The organism is Streptomyces sp. NPDC052687 (genome assembly GCF_040678395.1).
Taxonomy (GTDB): Bacteria; Actinomycetota; Actinomycetes; order Streptomycetales; family Streptomycetaceae; genus Streptomyces.
Window position 1 is genome coordinate 242,512 of the sequence record NZ_JBFATR010000001.1, and the last position, 22,853, is coordinate 265,364.

Consider the following 22,853-nt stretch of genomic DNA (forward strand, 5'->3'; position numbering starts at 1 on the left):
TCAGCCGAGCGGCCGCACCCGGGTCTCGCAGCGCAGCACCCGGTCCGGGCCCAGCACCCGCTCCGGCCCGGTCAGGGTCAGCTCCGCGGTGTGCCGTACGTCCGCGCTGGACGCCGCGAGCCGCAGCTGGAGGGCGCCCGGCTCGACCACCCGGCGGCCGGTGCGGTCGGTGAAGGACGACAGCTCGGCGGGGAAGCGGAACGTCACGCGGGCCGCCTCACCCGGCTCCAGCGCGAGGCGCTGGTAGCCGACCAGGCGGACGTCCGGGCGGGTGACCCGGGCGACCGGGTCGTGCAGATACAGCTGGACGACCTCGGCGCCCGCGCGGTCCCCGGTGTTGCGGACGGTGACGGACAGGTCGTAGGAGCCGTCCGTGCCGATCTCCGGGGCGCCGCCGGTGACGTCCTCCCAGGCGAACGTGGTGTACGAGCGGCCGTGGCCGAAGGGGAACAGCGGGGTCGGGTCGAGGTTGCTGACCTCGCCCGCCAGGCCCAGCGGCGGCTGGAGGTACGTCCACGGCTGGCCGCCGGGGTCGCGGGGCACGCTCACCGGCAGCCGCCCGGACGGGTTGACCCGGCCCGACAGCACGCCCGCCACCGCCGGGCCGCCCTCCTCGCCGGGGAAGAAGGCCTGCACCACCGCGCCCAGCCGGCCGTCCCAGCGGCCGAGCGCGTAGGGGCGGCCGGTGAGCAGCACCAGCACGACCGGGACGCCGGTCTCCACCAGGGCGTCCAGCAGCTCCGCCTGCGCGCCGGGGAGCCGCAGGTCCAGCGCGTCGCAGCCCTCGCCGGAGGTGCCCCGCCCGAACAGGCCGGCCCGGTCGCCGAGCACCGCCACGCACACGTCGGCCTCGGCGGCGCGGGCCACCGCCTCCTCGAAGCCGGAGCGGTCCGGGTCGGAGGTGTCGCAGCCGCGGGCGTAGGTGACCTTCGCGTCGGGCAGCTCGCCGCGCAGCGCCTCCAGCAGGGTGGGGATCTCGATGCCCATGGGGACGTCGGGGTGCTGGACGCCCACATGGGAGGGGAAGGAGTAGCAGCCCAGCATGGCCAGCGGGTCGGCGGCGCGCGGGCCGACGACCGCGATCCGGGTGTCCGGGGACAGCGGCAGCAGGCCGTCCGGGTTGGACAGCAGGACCACCGACTCCTCCGCCAGCCGGCGGGCCAGGGCGCGGTTGGCCGCCGAGTCCAGGTCGATCGGGCCGGCCGGCTCGGGCGTCCAGTCCTCGTCGAGCAGGCCCAGCTCGCACTTCTGGGCCAGCACCCGGCGCACCGCGCGGTCGATCAGCTCCTCGGGCACCTCACCCGCCCGCACCGCGGCGGCCAGCGGCTCGCCGTAGCACTTGACCGTGGGCAGCTCCACGTCGATGCCCGCGGCGAGCGCCGCGTGGGCGGCCTGGGCGTCGGAGCCGGCGACCCGGTGCAGGCTCTGCAGGAAGTCGATCGCGAAGTAGTCGGCGACGACCGTGCCGGTGAAGCCCCACTCCTCGCGCAGCAGCTCGGTGAGCAGACCGGGGTCGGCCGAGGCGGGCACGCCGTCGGTCTCGGTGTACGCGGCCATCACCGAGCGGGCGCCGCCCTCGCGCAGCGCGTGCTCGAACGGCGGCAGGGTGACGTCCGCGAACTCCCGCACCCCGGCCCGCACCGGGGCCAGGTTGCGGGCGCCCGCCGAGGACGCGTACCCGGCGAAGTGCTTCAGCGTGGCCACGATGCCCGCCGACTCCAGGCCCCGCACATAGGCCGCGCCGACCGTGCCCACCAGGTACGGGTCCTCGCCGATGGTCTCCTCGACCCGGCCCCAGCGCAGATCCCGTACGACGTCCAGGACCGGCGCGAGGCCCTGGTGGACGCCGACCGAGCGCAGGTCGTGGCCGATGTGCCGGCCCATCTCCTCCACCAGCTCCGGGTCGAAGGAGGCGCCCCAGGCCAGCGGCACCGGATACGCGGTCGCGCCCCACGCGGTGAAGCCCGCCAGGCACTCCTCGTGCGCCATCGCCGGGATGCCGAACCGTCCGGCCTCGGCGATCCGGCGCTGGGCGCGGGCCAGTGAGCGGGCACCGACCTCCGGGTCGACGGGCGCGGTGCCGAACGGGCGGGTGAGCTGGCCCAGACCGTGGGTGATCAGCTCGTCCCACTCCTCGGCGGAGCGTTCGACCACCAGGTCGTGCTGGTGCGGGGCGACTCCGGCGCCGTCCGTGTCCGCGCCCACCCACACGCCGTACAGCTGAGCCGTCTTCTCCTCCAGGGTCATCCGGGAGAGCAGGTCCTCGACACGGGCGGCGGTGGGCAGGGCGGGGTCACGCCAGGGAGTGGACATGGAACTCCTGTCGGTAAGGGAGGTTCGGGAAGGCCGCTTCACTTGCCGCCCACGCCCATCAGGCCGCTCACCAGGGAGCGGCGGGCCACCAGGTAGACGGCGAAGATCGGGATGCCGGAGAGGACGACCGAGGCCAGCAGCGCGGGGACGTTGACCCCGAACTGGCTGACGTAGTTGAAGAGTCCGAGGGTGAGGACCCGGGGGCCGTCCGACTGGGTGAAGATCAGCGGGAAGAGGAAACCGTTCCAGGCCTGGAGCGCGGAGTAGATCACCACCGTGCTGATGCCGCCCTTGGCCAGCGGGATCACCAGCTGGAACAGCATCCGCAGCGAGGAGGCGCCGTCCAGGGCCATCGCCTCGTACAGCTCCTCCGAGATGTCCCGCAGGGTGCCGGTGAGGATCAGCACCGACACCGGCATCGCGAAGGCCGCCGTCGGCAGGATCACGGCGGGCAGGGTGTCGTACAGGCCCAGCTTGGCGATCAGCAGGTACAGCGGGACCACGACCGCCTGCGCCGGGATCGCCACGCCCAGCAGGAACAGCCGGAACGCGGCGCCCGACCAGCGATTTGCCGTGCGGACCGCGACGTACGCCAGCGGCACGGCGAGCACCAGGACCAGGCCGACCACCGCGACGGCGACGATCGCCGTGTTGGCGAGGAGATGACCGAAGCCGCTGTCCAGGACGGTGTTGTAGTTCTCGAGGGTCGGGTCGGACGGCGGCTTGAGCGGGTTGCCGTCCAGGGACTGGTCCTGGCGGGTCAGCGACGCCGAGATCATCGCGTACACCGGGATCAGGACGACGACCAGCCAGATCAGGGCGCCGGCGCCGGCGACCGGGTTGGGGCGCCGGGTCCAGTGCCGGCGGCGGGCCGCCGGCGCGGGGGAGCCGGCGGCGGGCTCCTTCCGGGTCCGGGCGGGACGCGGCAACGTATCGTGTGACACTCCGTCACATCCCTTCGCGGGTACTGCGCATGGAGCCGAAGCCGGTCAGCCGCACCAGCAGCAGGGAGAGCCCGGTGGCCGCCACGACCAGGAAGGACGCGATGGCGCTGGCGTAGCCGAAGTCGTACGACTTGAAGCCCGCCTCGTACATCAGGTACGGCAGGATCGCCGTGTCCGTGCCGGGGCCGCCCTTGGTGAGGATCAGGACCGTCTCGAAGTACGTCAGCGAACCGACGACGATCAGCACGCTGGAGGTGGTGATGGTGTGCCGCAGCTGCGGCAGGGTGATCGAGAAGAACTGGCGGTAGCGGCCGGCGCCGTCGATGGCCGCCGCCTGGTAGAGCACCGCCGGGATCTGGCGGGCGCCGCCCTGGTAGATCAGCGTGTGCAGCGGCATGAACTGCCAGCCGCCGACGAACACGATCGCGAGGAACGCGCCGCTGGAGGAGCCCAGGGTGTCCTTCTGGATGATGCCGAAGTTCGGGTCGAGCAGGGCGTAGAAGAGCACCGCGACGGCCGTCGAGGACAGCAGCAGCGGCACGAAGAAGATCGCGGACAGCACCGCGCGGTTGCGCTGCTTGCCCGCCGCCCAGACGCCCAGAAGCAGCGAGACGACCGTCTGGAAGAGCCAGGAGCAGACGGTGAGCAGGACCGTCAGCCACAGCGACTGGGTCAGGCGCGGGTCGTCGAGCAGCCTGCTCCAGTTGTCGAGGCCGACCGGGCGGGGGTCGCCCAGGCCGTCCCACTCGGTGAAGGACAGGTAGAAGGCCAGCGCCATCGGGACGATCGCGAAGAACGCGAAGAACAACACCCCGGGCAGGGCCCAGGCGGCGTGCGGACGCCCCGCCCGGGCCCTGGCGGGCTTGCTGCCGGCCGTGGGGCCGGCCTTGGTGGCGGCCTTGCTCACTTCAGCCCCTTGCAGGCGGCCACGAACTCGCCCGGCGAGGACTTCCCCGCGAACAGCTTGCCGATCTCGGTGTGCATCTTCGTGCCCAGCTCGTCGCCGAGCGCCTGGTCCCAGGAGAGGGTGAAGGCGGGCGCCTCCTCGACCATCTGGTACTGGAAGCGGGCGTACTCGGGGTTCGGGGCGTCGCCCAGCAGCAGGGCCGCGTTCGACGTCGTGGGTACGTCGCCGTTGGCGACCAGGTCCCTGGCGTACGTGCGGGAGGCGCACTCCTTGAGGAAGGCGACGGCCGCGTCCTTGTTGCGCACGCGGGCGTTGATCGACCAGTAGTTGGTGGGGTTGCCGACGACGTTGCGGGCGTCGCCGGAACCGCCCTCGATCTTCGGGAAGGGCGCCCAGCCCAGGTTCTTCTTCGCGAAGTCCGGGAACTTGCCGAGCTGCGTGGAGTACTCCCACGAGCCCATCAGGTGCATCGCCGCCTTGCCCTTGGCGAAGACGGCGGGGGCGCCGCCGTTGACGTACGACACCGAGGTGAACTTGGAGCCGAAGGCGCCGTCGTCGACCAGCTCCCGGACCATCTCGGCCGCCTTCAGCACGGCCGGGTCGCCCCAGCCCTCGGCGTCGCCGTCCTGGATGCGGCGGAAGACCTTCTCGCCGCCGATCCGGTCGACCAGGTACTCCAGCCACATCAGTTCCGGCCAGATGTCGGAGCCGCCGAGGGCGAACGGGGTGATGCCCGCCCTCTTCAGCTTGGTGTTGATGTCGAGCAGCTGGTCCCAGGTGGTGGGCGGCTGGAGCTTGTGCTCGGCGAACACGGACTTGTTGTAGAAGAGGATCACCGGCTGCATACCGCGCATGGGGACGCCGTAGTGGCGGCCCTTGAGGTCGCCGGCCGCGAGCACCGAGGGCAGGAAGCCCTTCTTCAGGACCTCGTCGTTCTCGATGACGTCGGTCAGGTCGATCAGCTTGCCGGCCTCCACGTACGGCTTGATCGAGCCGCCGCCCCAGTTGAAGAACACGTCCGGCGCGCCGGGCGAGCCCATGGCCGTGCGCAGCTTGGGGGAGTAGTCGGAGCCGGGGATCCGCTCCAGCTTGATCTTCCCGCCGGCCTTCTTGGCGGCGGCCGACTTGTTGAAGCGGTCGACGGCGGCCTGCTGGACCTTCACCGCGTCGTCGCCGTAGACGAAGGCGGTGAGGGTGGAGCCGCCGCTGCCGGAGCCCCCGCCGGAGCCGCAGGCGGACAGACCGGTGGTGAGCAGGGTGGTGGCGCCGGCGCCGAGCACCCAGCGTCTGCTGAACGAACGTCCGCCGTTGGACGTGTACCCCATGGCAGCAACCTCTCGGCTCTCTCACCCACAGCGGCGACGCGGGCACGGTGCAGCGCATTCACGCACGCGGATGGGCGAATGTTTCGGGCTGAATCTCGAATGTTCCGGGAACCTATGGCGCCACACGGGGTCCGTCAAGAGGTCGCGCAGGGATACGATCGCGGGCATGACTCCACCGGAACGCGCTCAAACCCAGACGGCACGGCGGTCGGCCCAGACCGCGACGCTCGCGGAGATCGCCCGCGAGGCGGGGGTGTCCGCGCCGACTGTTTCGAAGGTCCTCAACGGGCGGGCCGATGTCGCGCCGGCGACCCGCAACCGCGTGGAGGAACTGCTGCGCACCCACGGCTACCGGCGCCGCCGGGCCGAGGCCACCCGCTCCCCGCTGATCGACCTGGTCTTCCACGAGCTGGAGAGCGCCTGGGCGCTGGAGGTCATCCGGGGCGTGGAGAACGTGGCGCGGGACGCCGGGCTGAGCGTGGTGCTCTCCGAGAGCGCCGGCCGGCTGACCCCCGGCCGCAGCTGGGCCGACCAGGTCGCGGCCCGCCGCCCGCACGGCGTGATCCTCGTGCTCTCCGAGCTGGACGAGTCACAGCGGGCGCTGCTGACCAGCCGGTCCATCCCGTTCGTCGTCATGGACCCGGCCGGCGACCCCGGCACCGACGTGCCGTCCATCGGCGCCACCAACTGGCAGGGCGGCCTGGCCGCCACCCGGCACCTGGTGGAGCTGGGCCACCGCCGCATCGGCGCGATCAGCGGGCCCAGCCGCATGATGTGCAGCCGGGCCCGCATCGACGGCTACCGCGCGGCCCTGGAGACCGCCGGCCTGCCCGTCGACCCGTCGCTGATCAAGGCCGGGGACTTCCACCACGAGTCCGGCTACCGCCTGGGCCTGGAACTCCTGCGCCGGCCCGACCGGCCGACGGCCGTCTTCGCCGGCAACGACCTCCAGGCGCTCGGCCTGTACGAGGCGGCGCGCGAGCTGGGGCTGAGGGTGCCCGAGGACCTGAGCGTCGTCGGCTTCGACGACCTGCCCGTCGCCCGCTGGGTCGGCCCCCCGCTCACCACCGTCCGCCAGCCCCTGACCGAGATGGCCGAGGCAGCCGCCCGCCTGGTCCTCGAACTGGCCCGAGGCGAGGACGCCACCCCGGCCGCGACCCGCGTCGAACTGGCCACCAGCCTGGTGGTCCGCAGCAGCAGCGCTCGCTTGGCGTGAGACCGCGGGCGCGGCCGGGTGGCCCGCGCGGCGGTCACTGCTAGCGGCGAGCGCGCTCGCGACGAGGTCCGCGCGGACACCGCGCACAGCGCCGCGGGGGCGGGACGAACGCCGCGTTGGGGTGCGGGGGCTGCGGGGGCTGCGGGTGCTGCGGGTGCGGGGGCGGGAGGGTCGGGGCGGTGGGGCGTGCTGTCCGTGCGGGGGCTGGTGGGCCGTACACGCCCGTGCGGGGGCCGGCGGACCGGGTGCGGGTCCGCACGGGGCCGGTGGGGTCCGCGTTCTCGTGCGGGGGCCGGTGGGCGGTGCGCACCCGCGTGCTGCGAGCGGCGCGGAGCAGCGCCGCCAGCGGTGAGCGGGAACCGAAGAATCGGGGCGCACGGGGTGCCGGCGCGGGGCGGCTGCCGTGCCGTCGGCCGGCGTCGGACAGCTGGTCAGCCTCTGTCGTGCGGGTGGGGGACGCTGAGGTCGCCGTAGTCGGACGGAAAGCCACGCTTGGGCGCCCGTGCGGGGGCCGGTAGACCAGGTGGGGCCTCATGCGGGGCGGGCCCGCGTGCCGCGAGCGGCTTGGAGCAGCGGCGCAGAGGCGTGTGGCTTTGTTCAGGACTTCGGGCAGCGTTCGTTCTCGACTTTGGGAGGCGTCCGGGGGACGGTGGCGTTCGAGTTGTTCGCAAGTTTCGGCAGCACCGGATACGGCGGAGTGCCTCGGACGGCCTGGCACCGCAGCACGGTGGTGGAGCATTCCTTGGATTCACCCGGCGCCCCCTGAGCCGATGTGGGTGAGCACTGCGGCGGCGCCGTCCTCTGCTGCGATGCGGTGGGCGAGTTCGGTCGCGCGGCGTCGGTGGGCCGGCTCGGACAGGCAGACCGTGATCGCGTCCCTGAGTGCTTCGGCGGTCAGGTCCTGGAACGGCACAGGCCGGGGGGCGACCCCCAGTTCGTACAACCGAGACGCCCAGAACGGCTGGTCGGCCATGACGGGTACGGCCACAGCGGGCACTCCGGCCCGCAGTCCGGCTCCGGTCGTACCGGCTCCGGCGTGATGGACGACAGCGGCGGTACGAGGGAACAGCCAGTCGTGCGGGACGTCGCCGATGGCCAGGACGTCGTCGCCCCAGCCACTTAGTTCGGCCCAACCCGCCTGCACCACCGCACGCACCCCGGCCCGCCGTACAGCCGCAGCCACCAGCTCACTGAGCCGTTCCCCCTGCCCTGGAGCCATGCTGCCGAACCCGATGAACACCGGCGGCGGACCGGCCTCGAGGAAGTCGACCAGTTCGGCCGGGGGTTGCCACCCGTCCGGCCGCGCGGGCCACCAGTAGCCCGATACTTCCGCCCGCGACGGCCAGTCCCCGGGGCGCGGCACCACCAGCGGGCTGAAGCCGTGGAAGACCGGCCGGATGTCCCCCGATGACGATGACGATGACGCGCCGGCGCCGGGCAGCCCGAGGTGGGCGCGCAGCCGGGTCACGGCGCCCGCGAAGACCCCTTCAGCGCGCCTCACCACGTCCCGACCTGCGGCGAGATTGCCCTCCGGCCCCGGGCCGCCGACGGTGCTGCGTGCGTTGGGCAGCGCAAATGCTCTGGTGGCGAAAGCCGGTACGAGGTACGTGCCGATGACAGGGATGCCGAGCGCTTCGCCGGCCGTCCGGCCGAGCGGCGCCGGACCGGAGGACGTGAGCAGCAGGTCGGCCCCGCCCGCCACGGCTTCCGCCACCCCGTCGGCGAGCCCGTCCGCGTACGTCCTCGTCAGCGCCTGGGCCTCCTCCCGCGACGCCGCCTGGGACCAGTCCCGGATGAGCCCCTGCGGGTCTCCCGGCACAGGCCGGTAGTCGAGACCACATCCTTCGATGAGTGCGGCGAAGGACGCGTGAGCGGCCACGGCGACCTGATGGCCGGCGTCCAGCAAGCGCCGCCCCAGGCCCGTGAAGGGCGCGACATCCCCACGTGAACCGGCAGTGATGATCAGAATCCGCATGCAGCGATTCTCCTCGGCGGATGGCGCCCGGCCACGTCGCCGACCAAGGGGATCCTCAGCGCGCCTCCAGCCCCGGGCGTGTGCTGTCGGTACTCGTGAACATCGAACACCGCCAAGTCGCCGTGCTGCTCAAAGCCGCGTACATCCGCTGTCGAAACTCGTGAACAAAGCCAGGCGTGCGGCAGCCGGAGCCGGGGCGCGCGGGTGCCGGCGCGGGGCGGCTGCCGTGCCGTCGGCCGGCGTCGGACAGCTGGTCAGCCGGTGTCGTCCGGGTGGTGGACGCTGAGGTCGCCGTAGGCCGACAGAGTGCCGGGCAGGTCGCCGGGCTGGTGGCGCAGGGTGGTGTTCAGGAAGGCGAGTGTGGTCGCGGCGACGACGCGTGGGCTGTCGGTGCGGCCCAGGGAGCCGGTCACCGAGGGGAGGGGCGGCAGGTACAGGGGGCCGTCCATGAAGGTGAGGTGGGCGGCGCCGGGGACGGTGAGCCGGTAGCTGGGCGCGGTGTTGCGTTCGAGGGCCCGGGTGAGGCGGGGCAGGTAGCGGGGGTCGGTGTCCGGGGTGATCGCCTGGGTGAGCGCGAGCGCCGGCTGGCGCAGGGTGGGGGAGGCCGGTCCGTGGGGGTAGCCGTCCAGGTCGATGACGGCGTCGAACCGGCGGTCCTGCCGGGCGGCCTGGAGAGCGGCGGCGCCCCCCATGGAGTGGCCGGTGACCGCGGCCCGGCCGGTGTCCAGGCGTCCGGTCAGCGGGCCGGCGCTCTCGCCTCGGTCCAGACGGTCCAGTCGGGTCAGGACGAAGCGGAGGTCGGCGGCCCGGACCGCCGTCCAGTCGGCCGCCAGCTCGTCGTCCTTGTCCCGGTCTCCGGTGGACTCGGTCCTGGTGCGCAGCGTTCGGCCGTCGGCGAGGACGACGGCCGCGGAGTCGTACGGGTGGTCGAGGCCGGCGACCACATAGCCGTGGCTGGCCAGTTCCTCCGCCCAGGCGGTGTTCTGGGTCCGCACCCCGCCCGAACCGGGGGAGAACAGCACGACCGGGAACCGTTCGCCCCCGCCGGCCACCGGGGCGTCGAACACCGCGTGGCTGCGGGCGCGCGGCACGCCGTCGACCAGGAAGCCGGGCAGGCCGACCTGGCGGACGAGGGCGCCGGAGACGGTGCGCGCCTCGTGCTCCGTGCGCCCGAGGTACTGGGCCCGCCGCGCACCCGCGGGACTCTGCCGCGCGGGGTACCAGAGCTGGACCACCACCGTGCGCCGGTCGTGCGGATCGGCGGTGAAGGTCTCGGGGCGCTCCGGGTCGGTCCACTGCATCACCCGGGTGCCGACCGCGAAACGGCCCGTCGGCTCGGGGAACGCGGGCACGGGGAAGGCCCAGGCGGCCACCGGACCCGCGGCCGTCAGCCCGAGGCAGGCCGCCGACCCCGGCAGCGCCACCCACCACCGGGCCCGCCACGCCGGCCGGCCGGTACGGCGGCGCAGCAGGGGGGAGAGGGCGAACGGCAACGCGACGGCGGCGCCTGCCAGCACCGGCAGCAGCTGCCAGCGGATCCCCGTCACGCCCAGCACCACCGCGGACGGCACGAGAACCGCCACCGCCGCGATCGTGACGCGCGGGCGGACGGCGCGGGGAAACCAGCGCGCCGCCACCAGCGCGACGGCACCCAGCAAGGCGAGCAGTTCCGGAGGGGACAGGTACAGCCCCGCGACGATCTCGGTCACCGGGCCATCCTCGGGGCGGCGCCCGGGATGCCACATCGGCCCCGGGTCGCGACCGCATGCGACCGGAGTCGCAATCGAGCAGGCCAGGTGAGGGGTCGCTGTGCGACCTCAGGAGGGAGGGGACTCCTCCTGCGGTCGTATCCCGGCGCGACACCCTCGGGCGGGACCGGAGACCCCTGGCCGAAAGTCGCCGTATTGACGCCCGCCCCTCGCGCCCCAAAACTCCTCCGCAGTCAATCGGTTGTACGACCGAAACTTTCGGAGGCACCCGCATGAGATCTCTGAGAACCGGCTTCAGGCTGGCGTCGGCGGTGGCCGGCGCCGTCGCGACGGTCGGTGCGCTGCTGGTCGCGGCACCCGCCGCGCACGCCGCCGACGTGCCGCTGCGCGACCTCGCGGACGCCAAGGGCAAGGTCATCGGCACCGCGATCGCCGGCTCCCACCTCACCGGCGCGCGCGGCGAGATCGCGAGCCGGGAATTCAACTTCGTCACGCCCGAGAACGCCATGAAGTGGGAGGCGGTGGAGCCCAGCCGCGGCAGCTACAACTGGGCCGAGGCCGACCGGATCGTCGAGTTCGCCCAGGCCAACGGCCAGCAGGTGCGCGGCCACACCCTGGTGTGGCACAGCCAGAACCCGGGCTGGCTCGCAGGCGGCTCCTTCACCCCGGCCGAGCTGCGCACCATCCTGCAGAACCACATCACCACCGAGATGACCCGCTACAAGGGGAAGATCGCGGCCTGGGACGTGGTCAACGAGGCGTTCAACGAGGACGGCACCTACCGCCAGTCCCTCTGGTACACCAACCTCGGCACCGACTACATCGCCGACGCCCTGACCTGGGCCCGCGCCGCCGACCCGAGCGCCGAGCTGTACATCAACGACTACAACGTCGAGGGCGTCAACGCGAAGAGCACCGCCCTGTACAACCTGGTGAAGTCCCTCAAGGAGCGCGGCGTCCCGATCGACGGCGTCGGCCTGCAGGCCCATCTGATCCTCGGCCAGGTCCCCTCCACCCTGCAGCAGAACATCCAGCGCTTCGCGGACCTCGGCGTCGACGTCGCCATCACCGAGCTGGACATCCGCATGCAGCTCCCGGCGACCCAGGCGAAACTCGCCCAGCAGGCCGCCGAGTACAAGGCCGTCATGAACGCCTGCCTCGCCGTCAGCCGCTGCACCGGCGTCACGGTCTGGGGCTTCAACGACGCCGACTCCTGGGTCCCGGACGTCTTCGACGGCTACGGCGCGGCGACCCCGTACGACGAGAACCTCGCGCCGAAGCCGGCGTACTACGCCATCGCCGAGTCGCTCGGCGGAACCGGCCAGCCCGGCCCCGGCCCCGGCGACGGCTGCAAGGCGACGTACACCGTCGTCAACCAGTGGAACAACGGCTTCACCGGCCAGGTGCGGATCGACTGCACGGGCGCCGCGCTGACGTCCTGGAAGGCGAACTGGACGTTCGCGGCGGGCCAGCGGATCTCCCAGGCGTGGAACGCGAACTGCACCCAGTCCGGCACCGCGGTCAGCTGCTCCAACCTGTCCTACAACGGCACCGTCCCGGCGGGCGGTTCCGTGACGTTCGGGTTCAACGGCACCTGGAGCGGGAGCAATCCGGTGCCCGTGGTGACCCTGGGATGACCCAGAGCGACGGAATCTGAGATTTTCCCAAGAAAAGACCCTCTGGCGTTCCTGCTCGTCATAATTCGGACTTACGTTCCTCCCTGTGGCGGGACTTGACGAACACGGGGACGAGGACAGACCGGGGGACGAAGGCGGGCCGGGGGACGAAGGCGGGCCGGGGGACGAAGGCGGGCCGGGGAACGAAGGCAGACCGGAGGACGAAGGCAGACCGGAGGACGAAGGCGGGCCGGGGGCCGAGGGCGGGCCGGTGGGCCGGCGGTCACGAGCGCTGAGGACCGCCGGCCTCGCCCTCGCCGCCCTGCTGGTGCTGTGCGCCGGCGCGGCCGGCTGGGTCTACTGGCAGCTCAGCGACAACATCACCGGCGTCGACATCAACAGCGCCCTCGGCGACGACCGTCCGCCGCGGGCGCTGACCGCCCCGTCGCCCGGCGCCGCCTCCGGCGCCCCGCTGCCGGCCGGCTCGCTGAACATCCTCGTCCTCGGCTCGGACTCCCGCGACGGCGCCGAGAACGGCGCACTGGGCGGCGGTGAGGGCGGCAGCGCCCGCTCGGACACCGCGATGGTCGTCCACCTCGACGCCGGGCGCACCGCGGCGACCGTCGTCAGCATCCCGCGCGACACCCTCGTCACCCGCCCCTCCTGCCCCCTGGCGGACGGCGGAGAGTCGGCCGAGGTGTCCGGGGCGATGTTCAACAGCGCCTACACGGTGGGCGGTCCCGTGTGCGCCGTGAAGACCGTCGAGTCGCTGACCGGCGTCCGGATGGACCACTACGTCGAGATCGACTTCGCGGGGTTCGCCCGGCTCGTCGACGCCCTCGGCGGGGTCACGGTCACCACCGAGGAGGACATCGACGACGACCAGAGCCATCTGCGCCTGGCCGCCGGCACCCACCACCTCGACGGCGAGCAGGCCCTGGGCCTCGCCCGCACCCGCCACGGCATCGGCGACGGCAGCGACCTCGGCCGCATCGAACTCCAGCACACCCTGGTCAAGGCGCTGCTGGCGCGGATCTCTCAGGCGGGCCTGACATCCGACCCGGCGCGGCTCTACGAGGTCGCCGACGCGGTCACCGGCAGCCTCACCACCGACACCGGACTCGACTCGCTGGGCGAGCTGATCGACCTGGGGAGCAGCCTGCGGGACCTGTCGGCGGACCGGGTCACCACGGTGACCATGCCCGTCGTCCCGGCCCCCGCCGACCCCAACCGGGTGGTCGCGGACGAGCCGGAGGCCTCCGAGCTGTGGGCGTCACTGCGCTGAGCGGAGCGGCCCCGGGCCCGAGCGGGCCGGGACGGGATGCCCGAGCAGCATCGCCGGCGCCCCCGCCACCCGGGTGAGGAACACGGTGACCGCGCCGCTCCCGTGCGGCTTGGGCAGCGCCTTGCGCCGCAGCTCCTCCGGTTCGACGGCCGACCCCCGCTTCTTCACGGTCAGCACGCCGACCTCCCGCTCCCGCAGCAGCGCCTTCAGCTTCTTGACGTTGAAGGGCAGGTGGTCGGTGATCTCGTAGGCGGTGGCGTACGGCGTGGACCGCGGCTCGTCGGCCGTGACGTACGCGATGGTCGCGTCGAGCAGCCCGCCGCCGACCTCCTCGGCCACCTCGGCGACCAGATGCGCCCGGATGACCGCGCCGTCGGGTTCGTACAGGTACCGCCCGACCGGACGCACCGCCGGGTCGGGCAGGCCGCGCCCGGTCAGCGTGCGCGGGCCGGGCAGCAGCGTGGCCCGCACCCGTCCCGGCGCGGTGCCGAACCACAGCACCGCTTCCTTCACATCGCCGCCGTCCGAGATCCACTCGGCCTCGGCGGTGTCCGGCACCGCCTCGTGCGGGATGCCGGGCGCCACCTTGAGGGCGGCGTGCGGCGCCCGCAGCGCGGCCTCGACGGCCCAGGACAGCGGCGGCGAGTAGGCCTCGGGGTCGAAGACGCGGCCGCGGCCGCCGCGCCGGGCGGGGTCCACGAACACCGCGTCGTAGCCGGCCGTGTCCACCTCCGTGACGTCCGCCTCCCGCACCTCGATCAGGTCCGCGAGCCCCAGCTCCTCGGCGTTCGCCCGCGCCACCGCCGCTGTCAGCGGATCCCGGTCGACGGCCAGCACCCGGATCCCGGCCCGCGCGAGCGCGATCGCGTCCCCGCCGATCCCGCAGCACAGGTCGGCGACGGAGGTGACGCCGAGGTCCCTGAACCGGCGCGCCCGGTACGCGGCGACGCTCGCCCGCGTGGACTGCTCCACCCCGTCGGGCGTGAAGAACATCCGCCCGGCGTCCTCGGCGCCGAACTTCGCCACCGCCCGCTGCCGCAGCCGCGCCTGCCCCAGCGCCGCCGAGACCAGCTCGGCCGGGTGCTCGCGGCGCAGCCGGGTGGCCACGGCGAGTTCCCGGGCGGGGTCGGTGCCCCGCACCGCGTCGAGGAGGGCGCCGCCCTCGGGGGTGCGCAGCGCGTTCAGGTCGTTCACCGGGTTGTTCACCGGCTCATTGTCGGCCAGTCGGTGGATGGTGTGCCGCCGGCGGCGGTGTCGGCCGGGCGGCGCGGGGGACGGCTGGGAAGATCCGGCACCATGCAACTAGTCGTACAAAATGAAAAAAGCGGGGCATATACCGTGCGTCTCCGCGTCGGCGTCGCCGCGCTCGCCGCCGCGGCCCTCGCCGCGGGCTGCGCCCAGGGCGACGAGGGCACGAAGGCCGGACCCGCCGCCGGACAGCAGCCGACCCACCGGAAGCCCGCGGCCGAGGCGCCGCCCGCGCCCGGCTCGCACGCCGCCCGCGTGGCCGCCGCGAAACGCTGGGGACTGAAGGCCGTGCCGCTCACGGCCCCCGCGCCCCCGGCGAAGAAACCGCGCATCCGCACCCGCGACGGCTTCGAGGTCGACGACCACCGGGAGCTGGACCTCCCGCCGGTCTTCACCACCGTCCCCACCCGCCACAAGATCGTCTTCCTGACCATCGACGACGGCGCCGAGAAGGACCCGGCCTTCCTGCGGATGATGGACGAGCTGAAGGTGCCGTACACCGCCTTCCTCAGCGACTACCTGGTCAAGGAGGACTACGGCTACTTCGAGCGCATGCAGGACCTCGGCGTGCCCCTCAACAACCACACCCTGCGCCACCCCTACCTGCCGGGACTGTCCTACGCCCGCCAGAAGCGGGAGATCTGCGGCATGCAGGACGTCATCGAGGAGCGCTACGGCAAGCGCCCGCGCCTCTTTCGCCCGCCCTTCGGCAACTACAACCGCGACACCCTGCTCGCCGCCAAGGCCTGCGGCATCACGCACGTGCCGCTGTGGAACGAGGAGGTCTTCGTCGACCGCTGGGAGTACCGCGAGTGGGACCGCGGCATCCACCGCGGCGACATCGTCCTCAGCCACTTCCGCGGCCGTGACGACTGGAACGGCACCATGACCGACATGGCCCGCCGTTTCCTCGACAAGGTCACCGCCGAGGGCTACGCCGTGGCCCGCCTGGAGGACTACCTGTGACCCCCTGGCCCCCGGACCACCCCCCGGCCTTACGCCCCCTGCATCCCGCCCTCCCGGCGTCCCGCCGCCTGAGGGCGGCGCTCGCGGACACCTGGCCCCCGACCGGCCGACGCTTGCCCGCCCCGCGCCTCCCGGCGGCCCGGCCCGGGCTCTTGGCGTCGCGGTTTCCGGGGCCTCGGCTCCTGGCGCACCGGCGTCTGCTGCCCCTATTCCTCGGGGTGCTGCTGGTGGCCGGCTGTGCCTCCGGGCAGGGGGTGCGGGGGGCGCCCGGATCGTCTGCGGATCGTGCGGGGGCGTCCGCGCCCGCGTACTTCCGCTGGGGGCTGGAGGCACCCCTGCCCCCGCCCCCGGAGCCGTCCACGCGTCCCGCCCCGCCCGCGCGGGGCCCGCTCCCGGTCGTCGACCGCGTGCCCACCCGCGACAAGGTCGTCTTCCTCACCTACGACGACGGCGCCGAGAAGGACCCCCGCTTCGTCGACCTGGTCCGCGAACTGCGCCTGCCGGTCACCATGTTCCTCACCGACAGCGTCGCCGGCCCCGGCTACGGCCACTTCGCCCGCCTGCGCGCGGTCGGCGCCGGACTGCAGAACCACACCCTCGACCACGCCGCCCTGCGCGGACTGCCGTACGCCGGCCAGCGCGCCGAGATCTGCGGCCAGCAGCGCAAGCTCCACAGCCGCTTCGGCGTCCGCCCCCACCTCTTCCGCCCGCCCTACGGCACGTACGACACCACCACGCTCCGCGCGGCGGCGGACTGCGGCATCCGCGCGGTGGTCCTCTGGCGCGCCACCATGACGACCGACCTGTCCTTCACCACCGGCACGCGCGGCCTGCGCCCCGGCGACGTCATCGCCGTCCCGGCGACGGAAACGCTGTCGCCGACCTTGAAGGAGCGGACGGTACGCCTGCTGCGCCGCATCCAGGAGCAGGGCCTGACCGTGGGAAAGCTGGACGACTACCTGTAGCCCCACCAGCCCGTAGAGGCCGAAGCGGGGGTCCTGGGGGCGGCAGCCCCCAGCGCGGGCGCGCGAAACCCCGGCCTCTGCGCCCCCCGCGTGAAGGAGCGCACCCGGGACGCGCCGCACGGCAATTGGCACTCCGCTTGACCGAGTGCTAATCGCGGTCATAGTCTCGGCTCTGGCACTCCCCCCAGGAGAGTGCCAAACACGCGACGGGCAGGTCCGGCACCCGCGACGACGGATCGACCTGGTCGCCACCTCAGACAGTTAACCCCGTGAGATCTCCGAAGGGGGAGGTCGGATCGTGACGACCGCCAGCTCCAAGGTTGCCATCAAGCCGCTCGAGGACCGCATCGTGGTCCAGCCGCTGGACGCCGAGCAGACCACGGCCTCTGGCCTGGTCATTCCGGACACCGCCAAGGAGAAGCCCCAGGAGGGCGTCGTCCTGGCCGTGGGCCCGGGCCGCATCGAGGACGGCAAGCGCGTCGAGCTCGACGTCAAGGTCGGCGACGTCGTGCTCTACAGCAAGTACGGCGGCACCGAGGTGAAGTACAACAACGAGGAGTACCTCGTCCTCTCGGCTCGCGACGTCCTCGCGATCATCGAGAAGTAAGTCGTCACCTCGACGCACCCAGCTTTGCAGCTGCGCCCCTGGCCCCCGCGACCCTAAGAAGCCGGGCGCCCGGGGCGCAGTCACTTTCACCCACATTCGAGAGGGCTCACGCTGTCATGGCGAAGATCCTGAAGTTCGACGAGGACGCCCGTCGCGCCCTCGAGCGCGGCGTCAACAAGCTTGCCGACACGGTCAAGGTGACGATCGGCCCCAAGGGCCGCAACGTCGTCATCGACAAGAAGTTCGGCGCTCCCACCATCACCAACGACGGTGTCACGATCGCCCGTGAGGTCGAGATCGAGGACCCGTACGAGAACCTCGGCGCCCAGCTGGTGAAGGAGGTGGCGACCAAGACCAACGACATCGCGGGTGACGGCACCACCACCGCCACCGTGCTGGCCCAGGCCCTGGTCCGCGAGGGTCTGAAGAACGTCGCCGCCGGTGCCTCCCCGGCCGCCCTGAAGAAGGGCATCGACGCCGCGGTCAAGGCCGTCTCCGACGACCTGCTCGCCACCGCCCGTCCGATCGACGAGAAGTCCGACATCGCCGCCGTGGCCGCGCTGTCCGCCCAGGACCAGCAGGTCGGCGAGCTGATCGCCGAGGCGATGGACAAGGTCGGCAAGGACGGTGTCATCACCGTCGAGGAGTCCAACACCTTCGGTCTGGAGCTGGACTTCACCGAGGGCATGGCCTTCGACAAGGGCTACCTGTCGCCGTACTTCGTGACGGACCAGGAGCGCATGGAGGCCGTCCTGGAGGACCCGTACATCCTCATCCACCAGGGCAAGATCTCCGCCATCGCGGACCTCCTGCCGCTGCTGGAGAAGATCATCCAGTCGAACGCCTCCAAGCCGCTGCTGATCATCGCCGAGGACGTGGAGGGCGAGGCCCTGTCCACCCTCGTCGTCAACAAGATCCGCGGCACCTTCAACGCCACCGCCGTGAAGGCCCCCGGCTTCGGCGACCGCCGCAAGGCGATGCTCCAGGACATGGCGGTCCTCACCGGCGCCACGGTCATCTCCGAGGAGGTCGGCCTCAAGCTCGACCAGGTCGGTCTGGACGTGCTCGGCTCCGCCCGCCGCGTCACCGTCACCAAGGACGACACCACGATCGTCGACGGCGCCGGCAAGGCCGAGGACGTGCAGGGCCGCGTCGCGCAGATCAAGGCCGAGATCGAGAACACCGACTCCGACTGGGACCGCGAGAAGCTCCAGGAGCGCCTCGCGAAGCTGGCCGGCGGCGTGTGCGTGATCAAGGTCGGCGCCGCCACCGAGGTGGAGCTGAAGGAGAAGAAGCACCGTCTGGAGGACGCCATCTCCGCGACCCGCGCCGCGGTCGAGGAGGGCATCGTCTCCGGTGGTGGCTCCGCCCTGGTCCACGCCTCCAAGGTCCTCGAGGACAACCTCGGCAAGACCGGCGACGAGGCCACCGGTGTCGCGGTCGTCCGCCGCGCGGTCGTCGAGCCGCTGCGCTGGATCGCCGAGAACGCCGGCCTCGAGGGCTACGTCATCACCTCCAAGGTCGCCGAGCTCGACAAGGGGCAGGGCTTCAACGCCGCCACCGGCGAGTACGGCGACCTGATCAAGGCCGGCGTCATCGACCCGGTCAAGGTCACCCGCTCCGCCCTGGAGAACGCCGCCTCCATCGCCTCCCTCCTCCTCACGACCGAGACCCTGGTCGTCGAGAAGAAGGAAGAGGAGGAGGCCGCCGCGGGCCACGGCCACGGTCACGGCCACGCGCACTGACGCACCGCCTCGCAGGAAGGCCCGGCACCCCACGGTGCCGGGCCTTCCCGTTTCCCCTCGCGGGTCTTCGGCGCTAGCGCTCCATCTCGTCCAGGGCGCCCAGCTGCTCCATCAGCCCCAGCCGGTCGTACTCCCACCAGCCCTCGGCGAGCTTGCCGTCCCCGCCGCACCGGAAGACGGTCGTCCCGCTCATCGACACTTCCCTGCCGGTGGCCGGGATGCCGAGGAACTCGCCCTTGTGGCGCCCCTTCCAGAACCACCGCGCGCACACCCGGTCGCCCTCGGCGATCAGGTCCTCGATGCTGAACTCGAAGTCGAAGCCGTCCCGCCAGACCCGCATGTCCCGCCGGACGTGATCCATGCCGATCGCCTCGTCCACCCTCGCCGGGTCATGGTCGTGGTAGTGCTCCGACATGACCTCGTCCAGCGGTGGAGGCTCGCTCCCGGGGGTGGCCATCAGCTCGAAGAAGCGCCGCACCGTGGTGGTGAACAGCTGCTCGTCGCGCACCACGTCCAGATCGGTGAACGTGGGCATCTCGTCGCAGAGCGCGACCATCTCCCGGAAGATCCGGTCCGTCTCCGGAAGCTCGGAATTCCGCATCGCCTCCTCGTACGACGGGAACTCCACGATCTCGATGAAGTGCGACGCGTCGGACCGGTCCTTCCCGATCACGTTGTGCGTCGCCGTCCGTTTCCCCTTGGTCTGCTGGACCCACCTGTCCATCAGCCGGTTCATCTCGTCGAACCGGCTGGTCTTGCAGTCGATCAGCTGTACGAAGGTCATGGTGCGCCTCCGGCCCTCCGGGTCCGGGTGGATCAGCACCATTGTCCCCCTTCGGGCTACCGCTGCACCCGGTGCTGCGGGCCGTACTTGCGGCCCGCCCGCGAGCTGATCCCGCCGAGCACACCGCGCGGCACCAGCTTCGTCGCGCCCATCAGCACCTTGTAGCGCGGGTCCGGGACCGACAGCGTCCGGCCGCGGGCCAGATCCGCCAGCGCCGCCGCGACCAGCTTGTCCGCGTCGAGCCACATCCAGTTCGGGATGTTGTCCGTGCCCATCCCGGCCCGCTGGTGGAACTCCGTCCGCACGAAGCCGGGACACAGCGCCATCAGTCGGACGCCGCTGCCCGCGAGGTCCTTCGCCGCGCCCTGGGTGAACTGCACGACCCACGCCTTGGAGGCGCCGTACGTCCCGCGCGGGACGAAGGCCGCGACGGAGGCGACGTTGACGATGCCGCCCCGCCCGCGCTCGCGCATCGCCTCGGCCGCCGCGGAGGTCAACCGCAGCACGGCCTCGCAGTGCACCTTGAGCATCCTCAGCTCGTCGGCCATCGGGACGTCGAGATAACGGCCCTTGTGGCCGAAGCCCGCGTTGTTGACCAGCAGGTCGACCGGGTTCCTGCGGTCGGCGAGCCGGGCGGCGACCGCCTCGATGCCGTCGTCCTCCGCCAGGTCGGCCGTCAGCACCTCGGCCTCGATGCCGTGCCGGTCGTGCAGTTCGGTCGCCTGTTCCCGAAGACGCTGGGTGTCCCGCGCCACCAGCACGAGGTCGTGTCCGTCAGCCGCCAGCCGCCGCGCGAAGGCGGCACCGATTCCCGCGGTCGATCCCGTAATCAGAGCCGTTGTCATGCGCCAAGGGTAGTGACCCGGACGCGTCGCGTCCGTTCCCGTGACGACCGTTCAGGAACCGTTGTCCGGCATGTCTTTCGCGGCATACGTCCGGGCATACGTCCGGGCCCTCTCCAGAACCTCCGGATGCAGCGCCTCACCCGCCGCGAGCAGCCGCGGCAGCAGCTCCCGCTCGGTGGTGACCGCGCGGAACTGGAGGGCGACCGTCACGTCGTGGTCCGGGCGGTGGACGATCTCGACCGCGTCACCCGCGCGGATCTCGCCCCCCTCGATCACCCGCAGATACGCGCCGGGCGCCGCGCGCCGCGTGAACCGCCTCACCCAGCCGCTTTCACCCAGATGGCCCTGGAAGGTGCGGCAGGGGATCCGCGCGGAGGTGATCTCCAGGACCACCCGAGGGCCGATGCGCCAGCGCTCCCCGATCCGCGCGCCGGAGACATCGATCCCGGAGGTCGTCAGGTTCTCCCCGAACGAGCCGTTGCCGAGCGGCCGGCCCAGCTCGCGCTCCCACACGTCGAGGTCCTCGCGGGCCACCGCGTAGACGGCCTGGTCGCTGCCGCCGTGGTGGACGGTGTGACAGACCGCGTCCCCGGCCAGCCCGCTCGCCCCCATGCCCGCGGACCCGGGCGCCGCCACCCGCACCGGCCCGTCCACCGGCCGCTTGTCGATGCCGGTCACACCGTCCGGATGATCCGAGTACGACACGGTCCGCGGCCGGCCCAGGTTCACTGACAGAAGCCTCATGGCGGCACGCTAGACCCCGGTGACCAAAGTGTCGACGCATTATTCGTCGCCGTATCCAAGCATCACTTATGCTGGAGTGGTGATCGAGGCTCGTCATCTGCGCGTGCTGCGCGCCGTCGCCGCCACCGGCTCCTTCTCCGCCGCGGGGCGCGAACTGGGCTGCACCCAGCCCGCCGTCAGCCAGCAGATGAAGGCCCTGGAGACCTCCGTCGGCACCCCGCTGCTGGTGCGCAGCGGCCGCGAGATGCGGCTGACCCAGGCCGGCGAGGCGCTGGTGCGGCATGCCGCCGGGATCCTCGCCGGGCTCACCGCCGCGGAGGAGGAGGTCGCCGCCATCGCCGGCCTGCGCGCGGGCCGCGTGCGGCTGGTGTCCTTCCCGAGCGGCAGTTCCACCCTCGTCCCCACCGCCCTCGCCGCCCTGCGCGCCGCCCACCCCGGCACCCGGGTCTCCCTGGAGGAGGCCGAGCCGCCGCGGTCCGTGCAGCTGCTGCGCGAGGGCGACTGCGACATCGCGCTGGCCTTCCGGTACGAGGGGGCGGCGGGCGCCGAGGAGTGGGACGACCTGGTCGTCCGGCCGCTGCTCACCGACCCGCTGGTCGGCCTGGTCCCCGAGCGGCACCGGCTCGCCGGCGCGGCCTCCGTGCCCATCGCCGAACTCGCCGACGAGCCCTGGATCGCCGGCTGCCCGCGCTGCCGCGGCCAGTTGGTGGAGGTGTGCGAGAGCGCCGGCTTCACCCCGCGCATCGACTTCGCCACCGACGACTACCCGGCGGTGGTGGGACTGGTGAGCGCCGGTCTCGGCGTGGCCGTGCTGCCCCAGCTCGCGATCGAGTCCGTACGGCCCAGGGGCGCGCGGACGGTGACGCTGGAGCCGGCGGTGCGGCGCGAGGTCGTCGCGCTCACCCTGCCGGACCTGGCGCAGGTGCCCGCCGTGGCCGCGACGCTGGACCAGCTGGGGCGGGCGGCGGCGCGCTGACGCCTCCCCGTGGGCGGGCTTCCCCCGCTCACGAGTGAGCGGCGTCCCCGCTCATGAGCATGAGCATGAACAAGGGCACGCGTGCGCGTGCCCCTCCGGTGTCGTGATCCGTGAACGTCGCCGCTCTGTGCAGAAACGTTCCTTCAATTGTTCGAAGCGGTGGTCTCGCCGGCGGTCGACGCCGACACCAGCCGGTGGCGCGCCCGCCCCATCAGCTCTTCGCGCTCGTCCTCGGTCAACCCGCCCCACACGCCGTACGGTTCCCGCACCGCCAGCGCGTGGGCCGCGCACTGCGCGCGGACCGGGCACCTCATGCAGACCTCTTTGGCCGAGTTCTCGCGAGCGCTCCGCGCCGCCCCACGCTCGCCCTCCGGATGGAAGAAGAGCGAGCTGTCCACCCCGCGACAGGCAGCCAGCAGCTGCCAGTCCCACAGGTCCGCGTTCGGTCCGGGAAGGCGGGAGAAATCTGCCATTGCGTGACCCCTTGCAGCCGTTCTGTGCGGATACGGTGCCCACGACCGTACATCTACGATCTAAGGAGATGAAAATATGACTCATTGCGAATCTAGCCTCAGACACCAGTAGATGGGAAGAAATGGGGCTAAATGGGGCATGGTTGTGATGAAAGCTTGAGAGTCTGCCGTGCGTGTCTGCACCGTGTCCGCGCCCTCACGTAGAGTGCC

19 protein-coding genes are annotated in these 22,853 nt (G+C 72.4%); 8 read left to right on the forward strand and 11 right to left on the reverse strand.

Annotated elements, in window-relative coordinates; genetic code table 11:
• Genes AB0K92_RS01285 through AB0K92_RS01300 form a run of 4 tightly spaced genes read right to left on the reverse strand, consistent with a single transcriptional unit; the run spans nucleotide 1 to nucleotide 5,489 of the window.
• Nucleotides 1-2,313, reverse strand: a complete 2,313-nt coding sequence (locus AB0K92_RS01285) for a glycoside hydrolase family 3 N-terminal domain-containing protein (protein ID WP_365918223.1) — start codon at nucleotides 2,311-2,313, stop codon at nucleotides 1-3.
• 38 nt (nucleotides 2,314-2,351) lie between these two features.
• The gene (locus AB0K92_RS01290; RefSeq protein ID WP_365918740.1) at nucleotides 2,352-3,242 is read right to left on the reverse strand and encodes a carbohydrate ABC transporter permease; all 891 of its coding nucleotides are present in this window, start codon (nucleotides 3,240-3,242) and stop codon (nucleotides 2,352-2,354) included.
• A 19-nt stretch (nucleotides 3,243-3,261) separates the two neighbouring features.
• Nucleotides 3,262-4,164, reverse strand: a complete 903-nt coding sequence (locus AB0K92_RS01295; RefSeq protein WP_166001627.1) for a sugar ABC transporter permease — start codon at nucleotides 4,162-4,164, stop codon at nucleotides 3,262-3,264.
• Entirely contained in the window at nucleotides 4,161-5,489 is a 1,329-nt protein-coding gene (locus AB0K92_RS01300; RefSeq protein WP_365918225.1) for an extracellular solute-binding protein, read from the reverse strand. Before AB0K92_RS01300 ends, AB0K92_RS01295 begins: the two co-directional genes overlap by 4 nt.
• Before the next feature lie 166 nt (nucleotides 5,490-5,655).
• Between AB0K92_RS01300 and AB0K92_RS01305 the strand changes: the two genes are divergently transcribed.
• Complete coding sequence (locus AB0K92_RS01305; protein WP_166001631.1) at nucleotides 5,656-6,705, forward strand: LacI family DNA-binding transcriptional regulator; 1,050 nt, start codon at nucleotides 5,656-5,658, stop codon at nucleotides 6,703-6,705.
• Nucleotides 6,706-7,453: 748 nt separating this feature from the next.
• Here the strand turns inward: AB0K92_RS01305 and AB0K92_RS01310 are convergent.
• Nucleotides 7,454-8,680 carry a glycosyltransferase gene (locus AB0K92_RS01310; protein ID WP_365918227.1) on the reverse strand — a complete coding sequence of 409 codons (1,227 nt, stop codon included), beginning with the start codon at nucleotides 8,678-8,680 and terminating at the stop codon, nucleotides 7,454-7,456.
• Between the two features lie 254 nt (nucleotides 8,681-8,934).
• The gene (locus tag AB0K92_RS01315; protein WP_365918229.1) at nucleotides 8,935-10,389 is read right to left on the reverse strand and encodes a hypothetical protein; all 1,455 of its coding nucleotides are present in this window, start codon (nucleotides 10,387-10,389) and stop codon (nucleotides 8,935-8,937) included.
• Between the two features lie 272 nt (nucleotides 10,390-10,661).
• Between AB0K92_RS01315 and AB0K92_RS01320 the strand changes: the two genes are divergently transcribed.
• Together AB0K92_RS01320 and AB0K92_RS01325 are read left to right on the forward strand one after the other, a co-directional pair.
• The gene (locus AB0K92_RS01320) at nucleotides 10,662-12,026 is read left to right on the forward strand and encodes an endo-1,4-beta-xylanase (protein WP_365918231.1); all 1,365 of its coding nucleotides are present in this window, start codon (nucleotides 10,662-10,664) and stop codon (nucleotides 12,024-12,026) included.
• A 250-nt stretch (nucleotides 12,027-12,276) separates the two neighbouring features.
• Nucleotides 12,277-13,290: an LCP family protein gene (locus AB0K92_RS01325; protein WP_365918233.1), complete on the forward strand. Its 1,014-nt coding sequence runs from the start codon at nucleotides 12,277-12,279 to the stop codon at nucleotides 13,288-13,290.
• Here the strand turns inward: AB0K92_RS01325 and AB0K92_RS01330 are convergent.
• A complete protein-coding gene (locus AB0K92_RS01330; RefSeq protein ID WP_365918742.1) occupies nucleotides 13,279-14,484 on the reverse strand; it encodes a methyltransferase domain-containing protein in 1,206 nt (401 codons plus the stop codon). The genes AB0K92_RS01325 and AB0K92_RS01330 overlap by 12 nt on opposite strands.
• A 102-nt stretch (nucleotides 14,485-14,586) precedes the next feature.
• Here AB0K92_RS01330 and AB0K92_RS01335 point away from each other — a divergent pair, with 102 nt between their 5' ends.
• The 4 genes from AB0K92_RS01335 (at nucleotide 14,587) to groL (ending at nucleotide 18,821) form a co-directional block, all read left to right on the forward strand.
• Entirely contained in the window at nucleotides 14,587-15,504 is a 918-nt protein-coding gene (locus AB0K92_RS01335; protein WP_365918235.1) for a polysaccharide deacetylase family protein, read from the forward strand.
• A gap of 254 nt (nucleotides 15,505-15,758) precedes the next feature.
• Nucleotides 15,759-16,469 (forward strand): polysaccharide deacetylase family protein, encoded by a 711-nt coding sequence (locus AB0K92_RS01340; RefSeq protein ID WP_365918744.1) that lies wholly within the window; start codon nucleotides 15,759-15,761, stop codon nucleotides 16,467-16,469.
• Nucleotides 16,470-16,767: 298 nt separating this feature from the next.
• Nucleotides 16,768-17,076, forward strand: coding sequence for a co-chaperone GroES (gene groES, locus AB0K92_RS01345; RefSeq protein WP_071364926.1), 309 nt, complete (start codon nucleotides 16,768-16,770; stop codon nucleotides 17,074-17,076).
• Between the two features lie 116 nt (nucleotides 17,077-17,192).
• Nucleotides 17,193-18,821, forward strand: coding sequence for a chaperonin GroEL (gene groL / locus AB0K92_RS01350; RefSeq protein ID WP_166001643.1), 1,629 nt, complete (start codon nucleotides 17,193-17,195; stop codon nucleotides 18,819-18,821).
• Between the two features lie 73 nt (nucleotides 18,822-18,894).
• On the opposite strand, the gene AB0K92_RS01355 is transcribed toward groL, so the two are convergent.
• From AB0K92_RS01355 to AB0K92_RS01365, 3 genes are read right to left on the reverse strand one after another with little or no spacing between them, the layout of a single operon-like run.
• On the reverse strand, nucleotides 18,895-19,605 hold the full coding sequence (locus AB0K92_RS01355; protein ID WP_365918238.1) for an ester cyclase: 711 nt from the start codon (nucleotides 19,603-19,605) through the stop codon (nucleotides 18,895-18,897).
• Between the two features lie 56 nt (nucleotides 19,606-19,661).
• The gene (locus AB0K92_RS01360; protein WP_365918240.1) at nucleotides 19,662-20,450 is read right to left on the reverse strand and encodes an SDR family oxidoreductase; all 789 of its coding nucleotides are present in this window, start codon (nucleotides 20,448-20,450) and stop codon (nucleotides 19,662-19,664) included.
• A 51-nt stretch (nucleotides 20,451-20,501) separates the two neighbouring features.
• Nucleotides 20,502-21,194: an MOSC domain-containing protein gene (locus AB0K92_RS01365; protein WP_365918242.1), complete on the reverse strand. Its 693-nt coding sequence runs from the start codon at nucleotides 21,192-21,194 to the stop codon at nucleotides 20,502-20,504.
• Between the two features lie 79 nt (nucleotides 21,195-21,273).
• Between AB0K92_RS01365 and AB0K92_RS01370 the strand changes: the two genes are divergently transcribed.
• On the forward strand, nucleotides 21,274-22,170 hold the full coding sequence (locus tag AB0K92_RS01370; protein ID WP_365918244.1) for a LysR family transcriptional regulator: 897 nt from the start codon (nucleotides 21,274-21,276) through the stop codon (nucleotides 22,168-22,170).
• A gap of 143 nt (nucleotides 22,171-22,313) precedes the next feature.
• On the opposite strand, the gene AB0K92_RS01375 is transcribed toward AB0K92_RS01370, so the two are convergent.
• The gene (locus AB0K92_RS01375; protein WP_166001650.1) at nucleotides 22,314-22,643 is read right to left on the reverse strand and encodes a WhiB family transcriptional regulator; all 330 of its coding nucleotides are present in this window, start codon (nucleotides 22,641-22,643) and stop codon (nucleotides 22,314-22,316) included.
• Nucleotides 22,644-22,853 lie beyond the last annotated feature (210 nt).